The following is a 19,976-nucleotide window of genomic DNA, read 5'->3' as shown; positions in this document are numbered from 1 at the left end:
GAAAAAACTGCCACGCGAACGATACCTCCATTCTGGCGGTCGCGATGTCAGCCGAAGCCGCACTCCCGGCACCAATTCACGCAGATGCCGCCTGTGCGGCGCATCGGGTGACCTCGCTTGGCAGGTCTGCGTGAAACCTGATAATGGGGCGGCAGGTTACCTGCGCCCCGCTGGGGCGCAGCCCCTGCTGCCTGTCCCCATGCGATGACACCAGAACAACACCAGGTCCCCGCAGCCACGGAGTCCGGGACATTCCAGGACACACCCGCCAGCCAGCGCTGGCTGGTGCTGGTATTGCCGCCGCTGATGGCCCTGATGATGCTCGGGGTGACCGGCCTGTACTGGCACAGGGCCCAAAGCGAATCGGCCGACAAGCGGCTGCGCAACTTCCATGCGGCGGCCGAGCAGATTGCCTACAACCTGCGCGACCGCATGTCCACCTACGAGGTGATGCTCCGGGGCGTGCAGGGCTATGTCGACGGCTCCGAGCGCATCGAGAGGGGCGAGTTCCAGTCCTATGTCGATGCGCTGCAGATGCAGCAGACCCGCCCTGGCCTGCAAGGCATCGCGCTGCTCATGTTCGTGCAGGGCAGCCGCCTGCCGGCCCATCTGGCCGACATGCGGGGCCGCGGCTTTTCGGGCTACACCGTGCACCCGCCTGGCGAGCGCGCGCAGTACGCTCCCATCACCCACATCGAACCGCTGGAGGGCCGCAACCTGGAGGCCTTGGGCCTGGACGCGCTCACGCTGCCGGTGGCGCGTGAGGCCCTGGAGCGGGCCCGCGATTCCGGCCGGCTGGCGCTGTCGGGCCTGCTGGGCCCCTTGCCACCGGGCACGCCGCCGCAGGGCGAGGTGGGGCTGTTTCTGCCGGTTTATTCCACGCTGCTGGAGGCCGAATCCCTGTCGGGCCGCCGCCGCGCCATCCTGGGCTGGGTGGCGGCCCCCTTCCGGGTGGGGGACGTGGTCCGGGGGCTGTCCCGGGAGTTCGATCCCGACATTGCCCTGGCCATCTACGATGGCCAGGAGCCTCTGCCCGATGCCCTGCTGCATGGCGATCCGGCATTGCAGGCGCAGGCCCTTGCGCGGGGCACCTTGCAGGTCAGCCGCCGGCTGGAGGTGGGCGGGCGCTCCTGGACGCTGTTGATGGCGCCGCTGCCGGCGTTCGACCTGCGCCACGAGGACGAGGGCCACCACATGGTGGCGGTGATGGGTCTGTTCCTGGGCCTGCTGCTGGGCTGGTTCGCCTGGGTGCTGGCCACCGGGCGCGAGCGCGCCGTGGCGCTGGCCCGCCGCATGACAGCCGAGCTGCGGGGTGCGCGCGATGACCTGGAGAGCACGCTCAGCGCCATCCCGGACCTGCTGTTCGAGCTCGATGCCGAGGGCCGCATCCACCACTGCCGCTCTGCGCGCATGCCGCAGTCCGGCCTGGCGCCCGCGCACTTCGTGGGGCGCCGCCTGCAGGACATCGTGCCCCCCGAGGAGGCTGCCGGCTGCCTGCAGGCCGTGCAGGCGGCGCTTGCGGGCGGGCACTCCGCAGGCCACCAGTACCACCTGGAGATCGATGGTCAGGCGCATTGGTACGAGCTGTCCATCGCGCGCAAGGAAAGCACCCACCCGGGTGAGGGGCCGCGCTTCGTGGCCCTGGCCCGCGACATCACCGAGCGCCAGCAGGCCGAAGCCCGCACCCACCAGCTGGCCTACTTCGATGCCCTCACCGGACTGCCCAACCGCCGCATGCTGCTCGACCGGCTGGGGCTGGCCCTGGCCGCCGCGCGCCGCAGCGGCCAGGTCGGGGCGGTGCTGTTCGTGGACCTGGACAACTTCAAGCAGATCAACGACGCGCGCGGCCATACCCTGGGGGACCAGTTGCTGGTGGAGGTGGCCCGGCGCCTGACGGGCCTGCTGCGCCCGGGCGATACCGTGGCCCGCCTGGGGGGCGACGAATTCGTGCTGCTGCTGCAGGGCATTGCCAGCGACATGGCCACTGCGGGGCGCCAGGCCCTGGCCGTGGCCGAGCGCGTGCGCGAGGCGCTGGAGCTGCCCTATGCCATCGACACCCACCTCTACAGCAGCACCGGCAGCCTGGGGATCACGCTGTTCCCCAAGCGCGCGGAGCAGGTGGAGGACCTGCTGCGCGAGGCGGACACGGCCATGTACCGCGCCAAGGACCTGGGGCGCAACCGCATCCGCTTCTACGAGGCGGCCATGCAGGCCGACGTGCAGGAGCGCCTGGCACTGGAGCAGGACCTCAAGAAGGCGATGGCCGAGGGGCAGTTGGCCGCCTTCGTGCAGCCGCAGGTGGATGCGCAGGGGGTGGTGGTGGGCGGTGAGCTGCTCATGCGCTGGAGCCATCCGGTGCGCGGCAGCGTGCCGCCGGCGCGCTTCATCCCCATCGCAGAGTCCTCGGCGCTGATACTGCCCATGGGCGCCTGGATGATCGAGAAGGCCTGCGATGCGATTGCGCAGCTGGAGGCTGCGCGGGTGGCCCGCGGCGGCACGGGGGAGCCGCTGTCGATTTCGGTGAACGTCAGCCAGCGCCAGTTCCGCCAGGACGACTTCGTCGAGCGCGTGCGCAACGTGCTGGCCCAGACCGGTGCCACGCCGTCCTGCCTGATTCTGGAGGTCACCGAAAGCCTGCTCATCGAGAACCTGGACGACACCATCGCCCGCATGACGGAGCTGGTGCAGCTCGGGGTGCGCTTTTCGATCGACGACTTCGGCACCGGCTATTCGAGCCTGGCCTACCTCAAGCGCTTGCCGCTGTACGAGCTCAAGATCGACAAGAGCTTCGTGCAGGACACGCCCGACGACCCGAGCGATACGGCCATCGTGCAGTCCATCCTCTCGGTGGCGCGCCACCTGGGCCTTCGCGTGGTGGCCGAAGGGGTGGAAACGCGCGCCCAGGCCGACTTCCTCGCGGCCAGCCAATGCGACTGCCTGCAGGGCTACCTGTTCGGGCGGCCCGAGCCGCTGGCCGGCTGGCTGGACCGCATCAAACGGGTTCAGGCACCAGGGTAGTCGCCAGCGCCAGGGCATGCACCTCGCGCGCCGGCCGGTCCTTGAGCAGGTGGTTGCTCCAGACCTGGCGCCACAGGCGCGCGCCGCGCAGGCCATGGCGCAGGCCCAGCATGTGGCGCGCGATATGGGGCCAGGGCGTGCCGTACAGGGCAGCCTCGCGCTCCATGTAGTCCACCATGGCCAGTTCGACCTCGTCGCGCGTCAGGGCGCAGGGCTCACCGCCGTAGTACAAGTGGTCCCAGCGCGCCAGCCACCAGGGGTTGTGGTAGGCCTCGCGGCCGATCATCACACCGTCCAGGTGCGCCAGTTGCTCCTGCACCACCTCGTCGGCCTGGATGCCGCCGTTGATGGCAATGGTCAGGTGCGGGAAATCGGCCTTGAGCTGGTGCACCACCTCGTAGCGCAGCGGCGGGATGTCGCGGTTTTCCTTGGGCGACAGGCCCTGCAGCCAGGCATTGCGCGCATGCACGATGAACACCTTGCAGCCGGCATCGGCCACGGTGCCCACGAAATCGCGCACGAAGCCGTAGTGCTCTTCCTTGTCGATGCCGATGCGGTGCTTGACCGTCACGGGCACGTCCACCACGTCTTTCATGGCCTTCACGCCGTCGGCCACCAGCTGGGGCGCCTTCATCAGGCTGGCGCCGAAGGCACCGCGCTGCACCCGGTCGCTCGGGCAACCGCAGTTGAGGTTGATCTCGCCATAGCCCCATTGCGCGCCGAGCCGCGCAGCCTCTGCAAGCCGGTCGGGCTCGTTACCCCCCAGCTGCAGCGCCACGGGGTGCTCCTCGGCGTTGAAGCGCAGGTGCCGCTCCGTGCCGCCATGGATGATGGCGCCTGCGTTCACCATCTCCGTGTACAGCAGGGTCTGGCGGGTCAGCAGGCGGTGGAAGTAGCGGCAGTGGCGGTCCGTCCAGTCCATCATCGGCGCAACGGACATGCGCCAAGGGCTGTGTTCGGCGCGCGGTGCTGCGGGCGCTGGGAGGGATTCGGGGGTGTTTTCCAAAACTGAAACCGGTGTTTAGGAGTCTGTCGGACTTGGAGCGTCGAAAGCGAAAATCGGCCTCAGCGAGGACAGTTTTTGCCGGATTTGCAGCCCCATAGCCAGGCTATGGGGCAAAAAGGCGGTGAAAAATGGACCGCTGCGGCCGCTTTGCAGCCGACGATTTCCAAGTCCGACAGGCTCCTGTGAAGCCAGGCACGCTGGCCGGGCGGTGGGCGCGAGGCCCGCGCAAGCCGGGTATTTTCTCAGTTCTTGCCCGGCATGGGTGGCGCAGGGGCTTCACCGGAGCGCGTGCGCCGTGCATGCGCGCCCTCAGCGTGCCCCGGGCTTTTGCTGGTACATGCCCTCGATGGCCTGCCCGAAATGCGCCATGAGCGGCGCGCGCTTAAGCTTGAGCGTGGGCGTCATGAAGCCGTTTTCGATGCTCCAGGGCGCCAGCGTCAGGTGCACGGCGCGCGGCACGGCATAGCGCGCAAAGCTGGCCGTGCTCTTTTCGATGCGCGCCAGCACGGCGCGGTGCACGGCGGGGTGGTTCAGACTGTCGGGATCCCCTGCGGCCAGACCCAGGTCGCCGGCCAGGCGCTGCCATTCGTCGCCGCGCAGCACGGCCACACAGGCGATGAAGGGGCGGTTCTCGCCCACCACGAAGGCCTGTTCCAGCAGCGGGTCGGCCAGCAGGGCCAGCTCCAGGTCGCCCGGTGGCACCTTCTCGCCGGTGGAGGTGACGATGATCTCCTTGATGCGGCCGCGGATGAAGATGCGCCCATCCACGATGTCGGCCTGGTCGCCTGTGCCCAGCCAGCCGTCGGCCGACAGAATGCGCGCCGTGTCCTCGGGCCGCTTCCAGTAGCCCTGCATCACGATGGGGCCGCGCACCTGCAGCTCGCGGTTCTCGCCGATGCGCACCTCCACGCCCGGCAGCGCCCGGCCCACGCAGGCCGGGTCGTTGTCCTTGAGCGAGTTCACCGAGACCACGGGCGCCGTTTCGGTCATGCCATAGCCCTGCACCAGCGGCAGGCCCAGGCCCAGAAAGCATTTGGCAATGGTCGGCGACAGCGGCGCACCGCCGCTCACGGCCACGCGCACGTGGCCGCCGAACTGCGCCAGCAGCGGCCTGGCGACCAGGGCCTGGAGCAGGGCCCAGGGCAGGGCGGCCATCCAGCCACCGGCCTGGTCGTCCTCGGGCCGGGCCAGGCCCTGTGCTGCGCAGAACTGCTGCCAGCCACGGGCCTGGGCGGCTTCATAAAGCTGCATTTTCCAGGGCGAGGGCGAGAGCTTTTCAAGCAGCCTGGCGTGGATGCGCTCGTAGATGCGCGGCACCGACACGAGCACCGTGGGGCGAATGGTCTGCAGGTCCTCGGCCAGTTGCTGCACCGATCTGGCATAGGCCACGCAGCTGCCGGCCGCAATCGGCAGGTAGTAGCCGCCCGTGCGCTCGAAGGTGTGCGACAGCGGCAAGAAGGACAGGAACACATCGTCCACCGTGGGCGCGATGCGTTCAAGCACGGCCTTCACGTCGCTCACCACGTTGCGGTGCGTGAGCATCACGCCCTTGGGCTTGCCGGTGGTGCCCGAGGTGTAGACGATGGCCGCCAGGTCCTCGGGGCCGGGTGCCTGCGGCGGGGCCTGTTCCACCGCCTGGGCCGCGCCTTCGAGCCATTGCGCAAGCGAACCTACGGCGGGGCCGTGTGCCGAAGGCGGGGTGGCGGTGAACGATGCGTCCACCTCGGTCACGATCACCGCGCGCAGCGCCGGGAAGTCGGTGCCCGCCGCGCGGATCTTCTCCCACTGCTGGGCGCTGCCCACGATGAGCATCGAGGCCTCGCAGTCGGCCAGGATGTAGGCGATGCTGCCGGGGTTGTCGATGGCATGCAGCGGCACGGGTACGCAACTGCTGGCCAGGGTGGACTGGTCGGCGCACATGGCGTCCAGGCCATTGGGCAGCAGGATGGCCACGCGGGCGCCCGCCGGCAATTGCAGGGCCACCAGGGCCCGCGACCACCGGGCCACATGGGTGGCGGTCTCGGCCCAGGTCCAGGTGGTCCAGGCCTGGCTGGGCGCATCGAAGGCACGGAAGGCCGGAGCGTCGGGCGTGAGGGTGGCGCGCCAAGTGAGAAGCTGGGGCAGCGTCTGGACGCTGCCGATGTCGGGAAGGGAAGAGGTCATCGGATCGTGGGGTGCCGGGGCGGCGTGCGCCGTGCCAAAGCGGTGCCATGCTGCACCACCCTGGGGAAAACCCGCAGAATCATACCCATCCGGGGAGCACAAGCTGTGCTTCTTTGTTTCGTGCGCGGCCAAAGGGTGTCTTGGGCGGCACGCGGGTCGGCCACAATCGTGCCATTCCCACTGCCGCGTCCCGCCTGCCTGCGCTCTTCTGGCCCATGGATCCCATCACCATCTTTATCGTCGCGACGCTGATGATGCTGGCCAATGGCGGGGTGCTGGGGCTGATGCACAAGGACTTGCCGGTCTCCCTGCAGCCCTGTGCCGAAACCTGGCGCATCGCCACCTTGCTGCTGGCAGGCAGCGCCGTGCTCTATGCCGTGCAGTACGAATTGCCCCTGGGCCTGGTCTCGCCCATGGCCAACGGCATGGTGATGCTCGGCTGCACGGGCTACTGGCGCGCGCTGCGCCAGTTCGATGGCGTGCCGGACCGCTGGTGGATGCTGCTGCCGGCCCTGGCGGGCATTGCCGGCATCGTGTGGTTCGCGGGCGTGCGGCCCGATACGCCCAGCCGCATCCTGCTGCTGTCGGGCGTGGTGGCGTTGGTCCTCATGGCCGGCACCGCGCAGCTCGTATGGGGCGGCACGGGGGAGCGGGCGCGCAGCCGCAGGGCCCTGGCGGGCCTGTTCTTCCTGGTCGGCCTGTTCGTGGCCTTTCGCGCCGCCTACTTCCTGGCGCGGCGCGTGGGGCCGTCGTTCGACATCACCGGCGAGGGCGCGTGGATCAACGCGGCCAGCCCGCTCATCACCGCCCTGCTGCCCGTGGTGGGCACCACGGCCTTCTTGTTCATGTGCTCGCAGCGCATCGGCCGCCAGTGGGAGTTGGCCGCCGCCACCGACTACCTGACGGGCCTGGCCAACCGCCGCACCCTGCTCGCCGAAGGCGCAAAGCGCTTTGCCACGGCGCGCCAGGGCGGCACCCGCCTGGCGCTGGCACTGATCGACGTGGACCATTTCAAGGCCATCAACGACGGCCATGGCCACGAGGTGGGCGACAGGGCGCTGCAACATGTGGCCGGCCAACTGCAGGCCACGGCACGTGGGCTGGACTTCGTGGCCCGCCACGGGGGAGAAGAGTTCGTGGTGCTGCTGGACGTGGCCCAGCATGGCGACGCCCATGCGGCCGGAGAACGGCTGCGCCTGGCCGTGGCGGGCACGCCATTCACCACGGGCGGGACCTCGGTGCCCATCACCATTTCTGCCGGTATCGCCGCACAGGCCGATGGCGATGCCAGCCTGGACCAGATGCTGCGCCGCGCCGACGACGCGCTGTACGCCGCCAAGCGCAGGGGGCGCAACCGGGTGGAAATGGCGGAGGGCTGACCGAGCTGCTGCTGGGGGAGGGCGTCAGGCCGCCGCTTCCAGCCCCTGGGCGAAGTGGGCCTGCATGGCCTGGGCGGTGCCAGCCCCATCGCGCCGGGCCAGGGCGGCCATTACCGCGCGGTGCTCGTTCAGCGAATCCTCGATGCGGCCCTGCTTGAGCAGCGAGTTGTGGCGGTTGAGCTTCATCACCTTGCGCAGATCGGCCACCATCTGGCTGCGCCAGCGGTTGTCGGCCATCTCCAGCACGCGCATGTGAAAGCGCTCGTTCACGGCAAAGAAGCGCTCGCGTTCGCCGGCGGCGGCCTCCAGCTCGGCATGCAGGGCCTGCAGCTCCTGCAGCTGCGCCGGGGTGGCGCTGGCTGCCACAACAGCGGCGGCGTCGCTCTCGAGCAGGCTGAGCAGGTGGTAGACGTCGCGCAGGTCCTTGTCCGACATCTCCGTCACATAGGCGCCACGGCGCACCTTCATCGTGACCAGGCCTTCGGCGGCCAGCACCTTGAGCGCCTCGCGCAGGGGCGTGCGGCTGATGCCGAATTCCTCGGCGATCTTGAGCTCGTCGATCCAGCTGCCGGGCTCCAGCTCGCGACGGAAGATGCGCTGGCGCAGTTGCTCAGCCACTTCTTCGTACAGGGCGCGGGGCGTGAGGGTCAGTGCAGACATGGATGGATTGTAAGCCGCGAAGAATATTTTGAATCAATAATTATGAATGATGTAAACTTGCCGCCACATCGGGAACAGCCCTGACAACGTCCAACGCTTCCTCGGAGACCGCTTCGCCATGAGTGCCACGCCCCCCAACAGCCCCCCTGAATTCGCTGCCGCCTCGCTTGAGGCCTGGGCGAAAGCCGCCGCCAAGTCGGCACCGGGTGGCGATGTCAATGCGCTGAACTGGGTCACACCCGACGGCATCACCGTCAAACCGCTGTACACGGCGGCGGACACGGCCGACCTGCCATACGCCAACACCTTGCCGGGCTTCGAGCCCTACCTGCGCGGCCCCCAGGCCACCATGTACGCCGTGCGGCCCTGGACCATCCGCCAGTACGCGGGCTTTTCCACGGCCGAAGAATCCAACGCCTTCTACCGCAAGGCGCTGGCCGCCGGCGGGCAGGGCGTGAGCGTGGCGTTCGACCTGGCCACGCACCGCGGCTACGACAGCGACCACCCGCGCGTGACCGGCGACGTGGGCAAGGCCGGCGTGGCCATCGACTCGGTGGAGGACATGAAGATCCTGTTCGACCAGATCCCGCTGGACAAGGTGTCCGTGTCGATGACCATGAACGGCGCAGTGCTGCCCGTGCTGGCCGGCTACGTGGTGGCGGCTGAAGAGCAGGGCGTCAGCCAGGACCAGTTGAGCGGAACCATTCAGAACGACATTCTGAAAGAGTTCATGGTGCGCAACACCTACATCTACCCGCCCAAGCCGAGCATGCGCATCATCGGCGACATCATCGGCTACACGGCACGCAACATGCCGAAGTTCAACTCCATCTCGATCTCCGGCTACCACATGCAGGAGGCGGGCGCCAACCAGGCGCTGGAGCTGGCCTTCACGCTGGCCGATGGCAAGGAGTACGTGAAGACCGCCATCGCCTCGGGCCTGGACGTGGACGAGTTCGCCGGCCGGCTGTCGTTCTTCTGGGCCATCGGCATGAACTTCTACCTCGAAGTGGCCAAGATGCGCGCAGCCCGCCTCCTGTGGTGCCGCATCATGAAGGAGACCGGCGCCAAGAACCCCAAGAGCCTGATGCTGCGCACCCACTGCCAGACCAGCGGCTGGAGCCTGACCGAGCAGGACCCGTACAACAACATCGTGCGCACCACCATCGAGGCCATGGCGGCGGTGTTCGGCGGCACGCAGAGCCTGCACACCAACGCGCTCGACGAAGCCATTGCCCTGCCCACCGAGTTCTCCTCGCGCATTGCGCGCAACACGCAGCTCATCATCCAGGAAGAGACGCACATCACCAACGTGGTCGACCCCTGGGCCGGCAGCTACATGATGGAAAAGCTCACCCAGGACATGATGGATGCGGCGTGGAAGATCATCGAAGAGGTCGAGGCCATGGGCGGCATGACGCAGGCCGTGGACAGCGGCTGGGCCAAGCTCAAGATCGAGGCCGCCGCCGCCGAGAAGCAGGCGCGCATCGACAGTGGCAAGGACGTGATCGTCGGCGTCAACAAGTACAAGCTGGCCAAGGAAGACCCGGTCGACATCCTGCAGATCGACAACGTGATGGTGCGCGACGGCCAGATCGCGCGCCTCAAGAACATCCGCGCCACGCGCGACACGGCCAAGGTGCAGGAGGCGCTGGACGCACTCACCTCGGCCGCCGAGACCGGCGAGGGCAACCTGCTGGACCTGGCCATCAAGGCCGTGCGCCTGCGCGCCACGGTGGGCGAGGTGTCGGATGCGCTCGAAAAGATCTACGGGCGCCACCGCGCCGATACGCAAAAGGTGACCGGTGTGTACGCTGCTGCCTATGACTCGGCCGAGGGCTGGGACAAACTCAAGAGCGAGATCAGCGATTTTGCCGAGACTGAGGGCCGCCGCCCGCGCGTGATGATCGCCAAGCTCGGCCAGGACGGCCACGACCGCGGCGCCAAGGTGGTGGCCACGGCCTTTGCCGACCTGGGCTTCGACGTGGACATGGGCCCGCTGTTCCAGACCCCCGAGGAATGCGCGCGCCAGGCCATCGAGAACGACGTGCACGCCGTGGGCGTGAGCACGCTGGCCGCCGGCCACAAGACCCTGGTGCCGGCCATCATCCAGTCGCTCAAGGACCAGGGGGCGGACGACATCATCGTCTTCGTCGGCGGCGTGATCCCGGCGCAGGACTACGATTTTCTGTACGAGGCCGGCGTCAAGGGCGTCTATGGCCCGGGCACGCCCATCCCGGCCAGCGCCAAGGACGTGCTCGAACAGATCCGCAAGGCCATTGCCGCATGACAGTGCGCCCGACCAGGAGCCGTACGGGAGCCGCCCGATGACTGCACCCGTGTTCGTGCTGCACCCGGTGGCCGAAGACGACTTCGAGCCCATGCTGGCGCTGCGCACCGCCGCCATGCGTGAAAGCCTGGAGCGCGTGGGCCGCTACACGCCCGAGCGCTCGCGTGAGCGCCTGCGCGCTGCCTTCACGCCAGAGCACATGCAGCACCTGGCCTCGCCCGGTGGCCAGCGCATGGGCTTTGTCACCGTGCTGCCCGAAGCGGGCCAGGCCCTGCGGCTGCAGCACCTGTACCTGCACCCCGACTGGCAAGGGGTGGGCATCGGCGCCGCAGTGCTGGCCAGCGTGCAAGACCGGGCGCGCCGCGAAGGCGCCGTGCTGCGCGTGACGGCGCTCAAGCACAGCCATGCCAACCGCTTCTACCTGCGCCATGGCTTCGTGCAGATCGGCCAGGAGGATGTGGACGTGCTCTACGAGTGGCGGCCAGTGGAGGCTGTGGCATGAACGCACCCCTGCCTTTGGCCGACCTGCAGCCTCCTTCCAGCACATGGTTCGATGGCATTCTGCACGGCACCCAGCCCGTGCAGCGCCGCGCCATGGCCAAGGCCATCACCCTGCTCGAATCCACCCGCGCCGACCACCGTGCGCAGGGGGACGAACTGCTCACCGCGCTGCTGCCGCACACGGGCAAGGCCTTCCGCCTGGGCATCAGCGGCGTACCGGGCGTGGGCAAGTCCACCTTCATCGAGGCGCTGGGCCTGTTCCTGATCAACCGGGGGCACCGCGTCGCGGTGCTCACCATCGACCCGTCGAGCACGGTCTCGGGCGGCTCCATCCTGGGCGACAAGACGCGCATGGAGCAGCTGTCCATGCGCGAGGAGGCCTACATCCGCCCCAGCCCGTCCAGCGGCACCCTGGGCGGCGTGGCCGAGAAGACGCGCGAGGCCATGCTGGTCTGCGAGGCCGCCGGCTACGACGTGGTGATGGTCGAGACCGTCGGCGTGGGCCAGAGCGAGATCGCCGTGGCCGGTATGACCGACATGTTCGTGCTGCTGCAGCTGCCCAATGCGGGCGACGACCTGCAGGCCATCAAGAAGGGCGTGATGGAGATCGCCGACCTGGTGGCCATCAACAAGGCCGACATCGACAAGAATGCCGCCACGCGGGCCCAGGCGCAGATCACGTCGAGCCTGCGCCTGTTGGGCATGCACGGCAACCCCGACCATGCCACGCACGGCGCGCTGTGGCAGCCACGCGTGGTGCAGATCAGCGCGCTGCTGGGGCAGGGCGTGGACGGCTTCTGGGATGCCGTCACCCAGTTCCGCACCCAGCAGACCGACAACGGCCGCCTGGCCCTGCGCCGCGAAAAGCAGTCGCTGGCCTGGATGTGGGAGCGCATCGACGCCGGCCTCAAGCAGGCGTTTCGCCAGCATCCACAGGTGCGCGGCCTGCTGCCCGCGCTGCAGGCCGACGTGGCCGCGGGGCGCATCGCGGCATCCACTGCCGCGCGCACCCTGCTGGCAGCGTCCCATACCAATACACCGTAATCACCACAGCCATTTCACCGAAAGAGCGACCATGCAAGACATCCTGGAGCAACTGGAGAAGAAGCGCGCCCTGGCGCGCCTGGGCGGCGGGCAAAAGCGCATCGATGCGCAGCACGCCAAGGGCAAGCTCACGGCGCGCGAGCGCATCGAGCTGCTGCTGGACGACAACACCTTCGAAGAGTGGGACATGTTCGTCGAGCACCGCTGCACCGACTTCGGCATGGAGGCCAACAAGATCCCCGGCGACGGCGTGGTCACCGGCTACGGCATGATCAACGGCCGCCTGGTGTTCGTCTTCAGCCAGGACTTCACCGTCTTCGGCGGCGCGCTGAGCGAGACGCATGCCGAGAAGATCTGCAAGGTGATGGACCAGGCCATGAAGGTCGGCGCTCCGGTCATCGGCATCAACGACTCGGGCGGCGCGCGCATCCAGGAGGGTGTGGCCTCGCTGGGCGGCTATGCCGACGTGTTCCAGAAAAACGTGCTGGCCAGCGGCGTGATTCCTCAGATCAGCATGATCATGGGCCCCTGCGCTGGCGGCGCCGTGTACTCGCCGGCCATGACGGACTTCATCTTCATGGTCAAGGACTCGAGCTACATGTTCGTGACCGGCCCCGAGGTGGTCAAGACCGTGACGCACGAGGAAGTCACCGCCGAGGAGCTGGGCGGCGCCGGCACCCACACCACGCGCAGCGGCGTGGCCGACATGGCTTTCGAGAACGACGTGGAGGCGCTGATGATGCTGCGCCGCCTGTACAACTACCTGCCGCTGAACAACCGCGAAAAGGCGCCCGTGCGCCCGAGCAACGACCCGGCCGACCGCATGGACCGCAGCCTGGATACGCTGGTGCCCGAGAACGCCAACAAGCCCTACGACATGAAGGAGCTGATCGCCAAGGTGGTGGACGACGGCGACTTCTTCGAGCTGCAGCCCGACTACGCGAAGAACATCGTGATCGGCCTGGCGCGCATGGAAGGCCAGACCGTGGGCATCGTCGCCAACCAGCCGCTGGTGCTGGCAGGCTGCCTGGATATCAAGAGCTCCATCAAGGCCGCGCGCTTCGTGCGCTTTTGCGATGCCTTCAACATCCCCGTGGTGACCTTCGTCGACGTGCCCGGCTTCATGCCCGGCACCAGCCAGGAGTACGGCGGCATCATCAAGCACGGCGCCAAGCTGCTGTACGCGTATGCCGAATGCACGGTGCCCAAAATCACCGTCATCACGCGCAAGGCCTATGGCGGCGCCTACGATGTGATGAGCTCCAAGCACCTGCGCGGCGACGTGAACCTGGCCTGGCCCAATGCCGAGATCGCCGTGATGGGCGCCAAGGGCGCGGTGGAGATCATCTTCCGCGAGGACAAGAACGACCCGGTGAAACTCGCCGCGCGCGAGGCCGAGTACAAGGAGCGCTTTGCCAACCCCTTCGTGGCCAGCGCCCGCGGCTTCATCGACGACGTGATCCTGCCGCACGAGACGCGCAAGCGCATCTGCCGCAGCCTGGTCATGCTGCGCGACAAGAAGCTCGAGAACCCATGGCGCAAGCACGGCAATATTCCGCTCTGAGCGGCACTGCCACCACCCGTTCCAGGTCGTCGTCCTAGAAAAGAAACTCGCTATGTTTACCAAAATATTGATCGCCAACCGGGGCGAAATCGCGTGCCGGGTCATCGCCACCGCGAAGAAGATGGGCATTGCCACCGTGGCCGTGTACTCCGACGCCGACAAGGAGGCCCGCCACGTCAAGCTGGCCGACGAGGCCGTGCGCATCGGCGCGGCGCCGAGCCGCGAGAGCTACCTGCTGGCCGACAGGATCATTGCGGCGGCCAAACAGACCGGCGCGCAGGCCATCCACCCGGGCTACGGTTTCCTGTCGGAAAACGAGGCCTTCGCCAAGCGCTGCGAGGACGAGGGCATTGCCTTCATCGGCCCCAAGGCCCATTCGATTGCGGCCATGGGCGACAAGATCGCCTCCAAGAAGTTGGCCAACGAGGCCAAGGTCAACACCATCCCCGGCTACAACGACGCCATCAGCGGCCCCGAGCAGGCGGTGGAGATCGCCAAGGGCATCGGCTATCCCGTCATGATCAAGGCCTCGGCCGGCGGCGGCGGCAAGGGCCTGCGCGTGGCCTTCAACGACAAGGAGGCCTTCGAGGGCTTCACCAGCTGCCAGAACGAAGCACGCAACAGCTTTGGCGACGACCGCATCTTCATCGAGAAGTTCGTGCAGCAGCCCCGCCACATCGAGATCCAGGTGCTGGGCGACAGCCAGGGCAATGTGATCTACCTGAACGAGCGCGAGTGCTCCATCCAGCGCCGCCACCAGAAGGTGATCGAAGAGGCGCCGTCGCCCTTCATCACCGATGCCACGCGCAAGGCCATGGGCGAGCAGGCCGTGGCCCTGGCCAAGGCCGTGAAGTACCAGAGCGCCGGCACGGTGGAGTTCGTGGTAGGCAAGGACCAGGACTTCTACTTTCTGGAGATGAACACCCGCCTGCAGGTGGAGCACCCGGTGACCGAGTGCATCACTGGCCTGGACCTGGTGGAGCTGATGATCCGCGTGGCCGCTGGCGAGCCGCTGCCGCTGACCCAGGCCGACGTGAAGCGCGAGGGCTGGGCCATCGAATGCCGCATCAACGCCGAAGACCCGTTCCGCAACTTCCTGCCGAGCACGGGGCGCCTGGTGCGCTTTCAGCCGCCGGAAGAATCCATGTTCCAGTCCGACACGGCCAAGAAGCTCGGCGTGCGCGTGGACACCGGCGTGTACGAGGGCGGCGAGATCCCGATGTTCTACGACTCGATGATCGCCAAGCTCATCGTGCACGGCACCGACCGCGACGACGCCATCCACAAGATGCGCGCGGCGCTCAATGGCTTCGTGATCCGCGGCATCAGCAGCAACATCCCCTTCCAGGCGGCGCTGCTGGCGCACCCCAAATTCGTCTCGGGCGACTTCAACACCGGTTTCATCGCCGAGAACTACAGCCAGGGCTTTGCGGCCGAGGATGTGCCGCACGAAGACCCGCTGTTCCTGGTGGCGCTGGCCGCCTACATGAACCGGCGCTACCGCGCACGCGCCTCGGGCATCAGTGGCCAGCTGGCGGGCCACGAGGTCAAGGTGGGCGAGCAGTTCATCGTGGTCACGCTGGGCGCCGAAGGCAAGAACACCCACCACGAAGTGTCGGTCACGGATTTCGAGGACAAGTCGGGCTCCAGCGCCGTGATGGTGGGAGACAAGAGCTACAAGATCAGCAGCACGGCCACGCTGGGCCAGGTGCGCGTGCAGGGGCAGTGCAATGGCCTCGGGTTCACGGCCCAGGTGGAGCGCGGCCCGGGCAAGAACCCGCTGGCGCTGCGCATTGCCCACAACGGCACGCAGATCGATGCCCTGGTGCTCTCGCCCCTGGGCGCGCGCCTGCACCAGCTCATGCCCTTCAAGGCACCGCCGGACCTGAGCCGCTTTCTGCTTTCGCCCATGCCCGGCCTGCTGGTGGACGTGGCCGTGCAGCCCGGCCAGAAGGTGCAGGCCGGCGAGAAGCTGGCCGTGATCGAGGCCATGAAGATGGAGAACATCCTCTTTGCCGCGCAGGATGGGGTAGTGGGCAAGATCGTCGCCGGCAAGGGCGAGTCGCTCGCCGTGGACCAGGTGATCCTGGAATTCCAATGAAGCAATCGGGGCGCGCGCAACCGTGTTTGTGACGGTGGATGAATGGTCGTCAGCCCGGCCCCGCCGGCGCTGGCCGCTGCTGCGCCTGGCCTGCCTGCTGGCGGGCGCCGTGCTGCTGGCCGATGGCCTGGTGCTGATGTCCATGGGCCTGTTCTCGATGGGCGTCACCGTGCCGGGTGCACTGGGCCTGGCCCTGTGCCTGCTCGCCTGGGGCTGGCACCCGCTGCAGGCCCGATTGGGCCGGGCAGGGTGGACGCGGCGCGCGTGGCGTGCAGGCTGGCTGCTGTTCCTGGCCTGGGTGGCCAGCGTCGGCCTGTTCTGGAATGCCCTGGCAGGGCAGGTGCAGGCCTTCAACGCTTCAGTGGGCGATGTGCCCCTCAAGGCCATCATCGTGCTGGGCAGCGGCACGCCCAATGGCCAGCCCTCGCCAGCCTTGCGGGCGCGGCTAGACAAGGCGCGCGAGCTGGCCGCCGCCCACCCCGCCGCCTGGGTCGTGGTTTCGGGCGGGGTGGATTTTGGCGAGACCGCGAGCGAGGGCCGCATCATGGGCGACTACCTGCGCGCCCAGGGCATGGCCGCCGAGCGCATCCTGCAGGAGGAGCGCAGCACCAGCACCGAGCTGAACCTGCGCTACAGCCTGCCGCTGCTGCAGGCCAAGGGCCTGGACCTTGCAAGCCCCGTGGCCGTGGTCACCAGCGACTTCCACACCGTGCGCGCCCAGCGCATCGCCCGCAGGATCGGCTATACGCAATCCGTGGTGGCAGCAGCCCCCACGCCGCTCTACCTGCGCTACAACGCCTGGCTGCGCGAGTACTTCGCTACCGCCAGCAGCTGGATCCTCGGTGAAGTCTGAAACCGTTCCCTTGTTCTTGAAAGATCTGCCATGAATACCGCCGTCTCCCGCCCCTTCAAAGTCCTGGGCATCCAGCAGGTCGCCATCGGCGGCACCGACAAGGCGCGCATGAAGACCCTGTGGGTGGACATGCTGGGCCTCACGCAGACAGGCACCTTTCAAAGCGAGCGCGAGAACGTGGACGAGGACATCCTGGCCATGGGGCAGGGCGCCTGGAAGGTCGAGGTGGACCTCATGCAACCGCTCGACATCGACAAGAAGCCCGCCGTGCACACCACGCCGCTCAACCACATCGGCCTGTGGATCGACGACCTGCCCCGGGCTGTCGAATGGCTCACTGCCAAGGGCGTGCGCTTTGCGCCGGGCGGCATCCGCAAAGGCGCGGCGGGCTACGACATCACCTTTTTGCACCCCAAGAGCAACGACGAGTTCCCGATCGCGGGAGAGGGCGTGCTGATCGAGCTGGTGCAGGCCCCGGCCGACGTGATCGCCGCGCTGGGCTGATCCTGCCGCAGCCCCTGGCCGTCACGCACCGAAGCTTGCGCCTGGGGACTGCGGCGGCGTGCGCCATCCGCCAACAAGCGCTGCAGGAGTTGCCCGGGCGTTGAGCTCGCAGAATGCCGTGCATGACCTGGCGAGTCATGGATTCGTAAGTCCACCGGGGATACAACGGGAGCCTTCGTGCTTTCCTGGAGTCGTGTCCCCATGCGTATCCTCACCGCCCTGGCCTTGCTCGCCGTGGGCATCATCCACCTGATCCCCTTGTCGGGCGTGCTCGGGCCGGAGCACCTGGTCCGCCTGTACGGGGCCGCACCGTCCGACCCCAGTGCGCTGATCCTCATGCGCCACCGCGCCGTGCTGTTCGGCATCGTGGGGGGCGTGTGCGTGCTGGCCGCGTTCAAACCCGATCTGCAATGGCTGGCGCTGGTCCTGGGGGGCTTCAGCGTGGTCTCCTTCCTCTGGCTGGCCTGGTCCACCGGCGGGTTCAACGCCCACCTGCAGCGCGTGGTCGTGGCCGATATGCTGGCTTTGCTCTGCCTGGCGGCTGGTGCAGGCGCTCTGATGCTGGCCGAACGTGTGCCAGGAACGCGCTAACTTGCACTAACGTCGAGGCACGCAGCGTGCCCTGCCATGTATGTTGGATGCCGAAGCTGAAAATAGGCGGCATGTTCTGACAACGGATTTCTGAGTGCTTTCAATATGCGGTCTACTTCTGCCAATTTCTGGCTTCACCGCTCTTCACGCATGGGTAAATAAGCGAAGTTGTTCACGAGAATTTAGTGGCACTTTTTGTGACCAATGAGGGTGTATTTGAACCAAAACTCCTTCAAAATCATGGTGATAGCAACATGAGAATTCACCCCCACAGGTACAGGGGTGGCGTCTTGTGTGGCACCTGATCCGCTTGATGAAAGGACCGAACCCATGGTGAACACCGCACTTTCCGCCCCCCAGCCGATCCAGCTGCACCGCCCCGTCTCCGCACCGGTGGTGCGTGGCGAATGGACAGTCGCGGCCATCCAGACGCTGCTCGACAAACCCTTGATGGACTTGCTGTTCGAGGCCCAGACCGTGCACCGCGCGCACTGGCCCCAGGGCGACATCGAGCTGGCCACGCTACTGTCGGTCAAGACCGGCGGTTGCCCTGAAAACTGTGGCTACTGCCCGCAGGCGGCCGAGTTCGACACCGGCGTGAAGGCCGAGAAGCTGATGGCGGTTGACGAAGTGCTGCGCGCCGCCCAGGCCGCCAAGGATGCGGGCGCCACGCGCTTTTGCATGGGGGCCGCCTGGCGTGCGCCCAAGGACCGCGACATCGAAAAAGTCAGCGAGCTGATCGGCGCCGTCAAGGGCCTGGGCCTGCAGACCTGCGCCACCCTGGGCATGCTCGAATCGCACCAGGCCCTGGCGCTCAAGGATGCAGGGCTGGACTACTACAACCACAACCTCGATACCGCCCCCGAGTACTACACCGACGTGGTCAGCACCCGCGCCTACCAGGACCGGCTCGACACCCTGCAGCACGTGCGCAGCGCCGGCATCAGCGTGTGCTGCGGTGGCATCGTGGGCATGGGCGAGGCGCCCGTTCACCGCGCCGGGCTCATTGCCCAGCTGGCCAACCTCGACCCCTACCCCGAGTCCGTGCCCATCAACAGCCTGGTGCGCGTGCCCGGCACGCCGCTGGCCGACAGCGAGCCCATCGACCCGCTCGATTTCGTGCGCATGATCGCCGTGGCCCGCATCACCATGCCCCGCGCCCGCGTGCGCCTGTCGGCAGGGCGCCAGCAGATGGGTGAGGCGGTGCAGGCCCTGTGCTTCCTGGCCGGGGCCAATTCGATCTTTTATGGCGACAAGCTGCTGGTGACGGGCAACCCGGACGTGGAGGCCGACGAGCAGTTGCTGCGCAAGCTGGGCCTCAACGCTACCGGCCAGGCGTGCCGCACGCCTTCCTGACCTTACCCGTTCAACCGCCGCGCAGCCCCTGCAGTTCGGCCCGCAAGCGCTCCACCTCCGCCTGCAACCGGCTGTTCTCGTGCATCTGGTCAAAATCCTTCTGCAACTGCTTGCGGTGCTCCACGTAGTACATGAGGTTGCTGACCCGCAGGCGCAGCAGCTCGGGCTCGATGGGCTTGAAGACGTAGTCGATGGCGCCCAGGCTCAGACCCTGGTGGCGTGAGGCCTCGTCCGTCATCGCGGTCACGAAGATGATGGGGGTGCATTCCGAGGCGTGGTGTTCGCGCAGGCGGCGCGCCACCTCGAAGCCGTCCATGCCGGGCATCATCACGTCGAGCAGGATCAGGTCCGGCGGCGCATCGGATTGGCAGATGGCCAGGGCCTTCTCGCCGTTGTGCGCGATCTTGACCTTGAAGCGGTCGCGGAACAGGCCGGCGATCAGCTGCAGGTTGTCAGGCGTGTCGTCCACCACCAGGATGGTCGCGCGCTCGGGTTCGGTGGAAGGTTCGGGGGCGGGCTCCAGGGCAGGCGGGGGCGCCAGCGCGGAGACCAGGGATTGGGCGTCGCGCTGCATCACGCGCTGCATGCGTTCGATGAGCCGACGCACCGTGAAGGGCTTGACCAGCAGGTCGCCGATGCCCAGGCGGATCGCCCGGGCCGCCGAGTCGCGGTCCAGCCCGCCCGACATCAGGATGAAGGGCAGACCCGCCAGCTTGGGGTCGGCGCGCATGGATTCGAGCACGGTGAGGCCGTCCATGCCCTGCATGTCCAGGTCGCAGATCACCACATGCACGGGTTCGGCACGCAGCATCTGCAGGGCGCGTGTGCCGTCGCGGGCCTGCAGCACCTGGCCGAAGCCGAAGGTCTGCAGCTGGCTGGCCAGGGCCTGGCGCATGGCGCTGGCGCCTTCGGCCAGCAGCACGGTGGTCTTGGAAGGGTGCATGTC

15 protein-coding genes are annotated in these 19,976 nt (G+C 67.6%); 11 read left to right on the top strand and 4 right to left on the bottom strand.

Going from position 1 to position 19,976, the window contains the following annotated elements; genetic code table 11:
- Positions 1 to 204 precede the first annotated feature (204 nt).
- Positions 205 to 3,018, top strand: a complete 2,814-nt coding sequence (locus tag U5N23_RS14840; RefSeq protein WP_322593554.1) for an EAL domain-containing protein — start codon at positions 205 to 207, stop codon at positions 3,016 to 3,018.
- Here U5N23_RS14840 and dusA read toward each other — a convergent pair.
- Both dusA and U5N23_RS14830 read right to left on the bottom strand, forming a co-directional pair.
- Complete coding sequence (gene dusA, locus U5N23_RS14835; protein ID WP_322593553.1) at positions 2,993 to 4,024, bottom strand: tRNA dihydrouridine(20/20a) synthase DusA; 1,032 nt, start codon at positions 4,022 to 4,024, stop codon at positions 2,993 to 2,995. The genes U5N23_RS14840 and dusA overlap by 26 nt on opposite strands.
- A gap of 309 nt (positions 4,025 to 4,333) precedes the next feature.
- Positions 4,334 to 6,187 carry a long-chain fatty acid--CoA ligase gene (locus U5N23_RS14830; protein ID WP_322593552.1) on the bottom strand — a complete coding sequence of 618 codons (1,854 nt, stop codon included), beginning with the start codon at positions 6,185 to 6,187 and terminating at the stop codon, positions 4,334 to 4,336.
- Between the two features lie 215 nt (positions 6,188 to 6,402).
- On the opposite strand from U5N23_RS14830, the gene U5N23_RS14825 reads away from it, so the two are divergent.
- On the top strand, positions 6,403 to 7,566 hold the full coding sequence (locus U5N23_RS14825; protein WP_322593551.1) for a GGDEF domain-containing protein: 1,164 nt from the start codon (positions 6,403 to 6,405) through the stop codon (positions 7,564 to 7,566).
- Between the two features lie 24 nt (positions 7,567 to 7,590).
- On the opposite strand, the gene U5N23_RS14820 is transcribed toward U5N23_RS14825, so the two are convergent.
- A complete protein-coding gene (locus U5N23_RS14820; protein ID WP_322593550.1) occupies positions 7,591 to 8,226 on the bottom strand; it encodes a GntR family transcriptional regulator in 636 nt (211 codons plus the stop codon).
- Positions 8,227 to 8,344: 118 nt separating this feature from the next.
- Between U5N23_RS14820 and scpA the strand changes: the two genes are divergently transcribed.
- The 9 genes from scpA (at position 8,345) to bioB (ending at position 19,030) form a co-directional block, all read left to right on the top strand.
- Positions 8,345 to 10,516, top strand: a complete 2,172-nt coding sequence (gene scpA, locus U5N23_RS14815) for a methylmalonyl-CoA mutase (RefSeq protein ID WP_322593549.1) — start codon at positions 8,345 to 8,347, stop codon at positions 10,514 to 10,516.
- A gap of 37 nt (positions 10,517 to 10,553) precedes the next feature.
- Positions 10,554 to 11,018 (top strand): GNAT family N-acetyltransferase, encoded by a 465-nt coding sequence (locus U5N23_RS14810; RefSeq protein WP_322593548.1) that lies wholly within the window; start codon positions 10,554 to 10,556, stop codon positions 11,016 to 11,018.
- The gene (gene meaB, locus U5N23_RS14805) at positions 11,015 to 12,061 is read left to right on the top strand and encodes a methylmalonyl Co-A mutase-associated GTPase MeaB (protein ID WP_322593547.1); all 1,047 of its coding nucleotides are present in this window, start codon (positions 11,015 to 11,017) and stop codon (positions 12,059 to 12,061) included. Before U5N23_RS14810 ends, meaB begins: the two co-directional genes overlap by 4 nt.
- A gap of 31 nt (positions 12,062 to 12,092) precedes the next feature.
- The gene (locus tag U5N23_RS14800; protein WP_322593546.1) at positions 12,093 to 13,625 is read left to right on the top strand and encodes an acyl-CoA carboxylase subunit beta; all 1,533 of its coding nucleotides are present in this window, start codon (positions 12,093 to 12,095) and stop codon (positions 13,623 to 13,625) included.
- Between the two features lie 52 nt (positions 13,626 to 13,677).
- Positions 13,678 to 15,726: an acetyl/propionyl/methylcrotonyl-CoA carboxylase subunit alpha gene (locus U5N23_RS14795; protein WP_322593545.1), complete on the top strand. Its 2,049-nt coding sequence runs from the start codon at positions 13,678 to 13,680 to the stop codon at positions 15,724 to 15,726.
- Between the two features lie 28 nt (positions 15,727 to 15,754).
- The gene (locus tag U5N23_RS14790; RefSeq protein ID WP_322593544.1) at positions 15,755 to 16,579 is read left to right on the top strand and encodes a YdcF family protein; all 825 of its coding nucleotides are present in this window, start codon (positions 15,755 to 15,757) and stop codon (positions 16,577 to 16,579) included.
- 30 nt (positions 16,580 to 16,609) lie between these two features.
- Positions 16,610 to 17,083, top strand: coding sequence for a VOC family protein (locus U5N23_RS14785; protein ID WP_322593543.1), 474 nt, complete (start codon positions 16,610 to 16,612; stop codon positions 17,081 to 17,083).
- Between the two features lie 201 nt (positions 17,084 to 17,284).
- The gene (locus U5N23_RS14780) at positions 17,285 to 17,674 is read left to right on the top strand and encodes a phosphopantetheine adenylyltransferase (RefSeq protein ID WP_322593542.1); all 390 of its coding nucleotides are present in this window, start codon (positions 17,285 to 17,287) and stop codon (positions 17,672 to 17,674) included.
- 330 nt (positions 17,675 to 18,004) lie between these two features.
- Entirely contained in the window at positions 18,005 to 19,030 is a 1,026-nt protein-coding gene (bioB, locus tag U5N23_RS14775; protein WP_322593541.1) for a biotin synthase BioB, read from the top strand.
- 10 nt (positions 19,031 to 19,040) lie between these two features.
- Here the strand turns inward: bioB and U5N23_RS14770 are convergent, their stop codons facing one another.
- The gene (locus U5N23_RS14770) at positions 19,041 to 19,973 is read right to left on the bottom strand and encodes a response regulator (protein WP_322593540.1); all 933 of its coding nucleotides are present in this window, start codon (positions 19,971 to 19,973) and stop codon (positions 19,041 to 19,043) included.
- Between the last annotated feature and the right edge of the window lie 3 nt (positions 19,974 to 19,976).

The organism is Acidovorax sp., assembly GCF_034519795.1.
Lineage (GTDB): Bacteria > Pseudomonadota > Gammaproteobacteria > Burkholderiales > Burkholderiaceae_C > Acidovorax.
This window is presented reverse-complemented; position numbering and strand designations above follow the sequence as displayed.

Excerpts from the sequence above, each read along its gene's own strand:
- U5N23_RS14800 (WP_322593546.1), top strand. The coding sequence starts at position 12,093 with ATGCAAGACATCCTGGAGCAACTGGAGAAGAAGCGCGCCCTGGCGCGC.
- U5N23_RS14795 (WP_322593545.1), top strand. The coding sequence starts at position 13,678 with ATGTTTACCAAAATATTGATCGCCAACCGGGGCGAAATCGCGTGCCGG.
- bioB (WP_322593541.1), top strand. The coding sequence starts at position 18,005 with ATGGTGAACACCGCACTTTCCGCCCCCCAGCCGATCCAGCTGCACCGC.
- U5N23_RS14780 (WP_322593542.1), top strand. The coding sequence starts at position 17,285 with ATGCGTATCCTCACCGCCCTGGCCTTGCTCGCCGTGGGCATCATCCAC.
- U5N23_RS14825 (WP_322593551.1), top strand. The coding sequence starts at position 6,403 with ATGGATCCCATCACCATCTTTATCGTCGCGACGCTGATGATGCTGGCC.
- U5N23_RS14810 (WP_322593548.1), top strand. The coding sequence starts at position 10,554 with ATGACTGCACCCGTGTTCGTGCTGCACCCGGTGGCCGAAGACGACTTC.
- U5N23_RS14830 (WP_322593552.1), bottom strand. The coding sequence starts at position 6,187 with ATGACCTCTTCCCTTCCCGACATCGGCAGCGTCCAGACGCTGCCCCAG.
- U5N23_RS14770 (WP_322593540.1), bottom strand. The coding sequence starts at position 19,973 with ATGCACCCTTCCAAGACCACCGTGCTGCTGGCCGAAGGCGCCAGCGCC.
- U5N23_RS14820 (WP_322593550.1), bottom strand. The coding sequence starts at position 8,226 with ATGTCTGCACTGACCCTCACGCCCCGCGCCCTGTACGAAGAAGTGGCT.
- U5N23_RS14785 (WP_322593543.1), top strand. The coding sequence starts at position 16,610 with ATGAATACCGCCGTCTCCCGCCCCTTCAAAGTCCTGGGCATCCAGCAG.
- scpA (WP_322593549.1), top strand. The coding sequence starts at position 8,345 with ATGAGTGCCACGCCCCCCAACAGCCCCCCTGAATTCGCTGCCGCCTCG.
- meaB (WP_322593547.1), top strand. The coding sequence starts at position 11,015 with ATGAACGCACCCCTGCCTTTGGCCGACCTGCAGCCTCCTTCCAGCACA.
- U5N23_RS14840 (WP_322593554.1), top strand. The coding sequence starts at position 205 with ATGACACCAGAACAACACCAGGTCCCCGCAGCCACGGAGTCCGGGACA.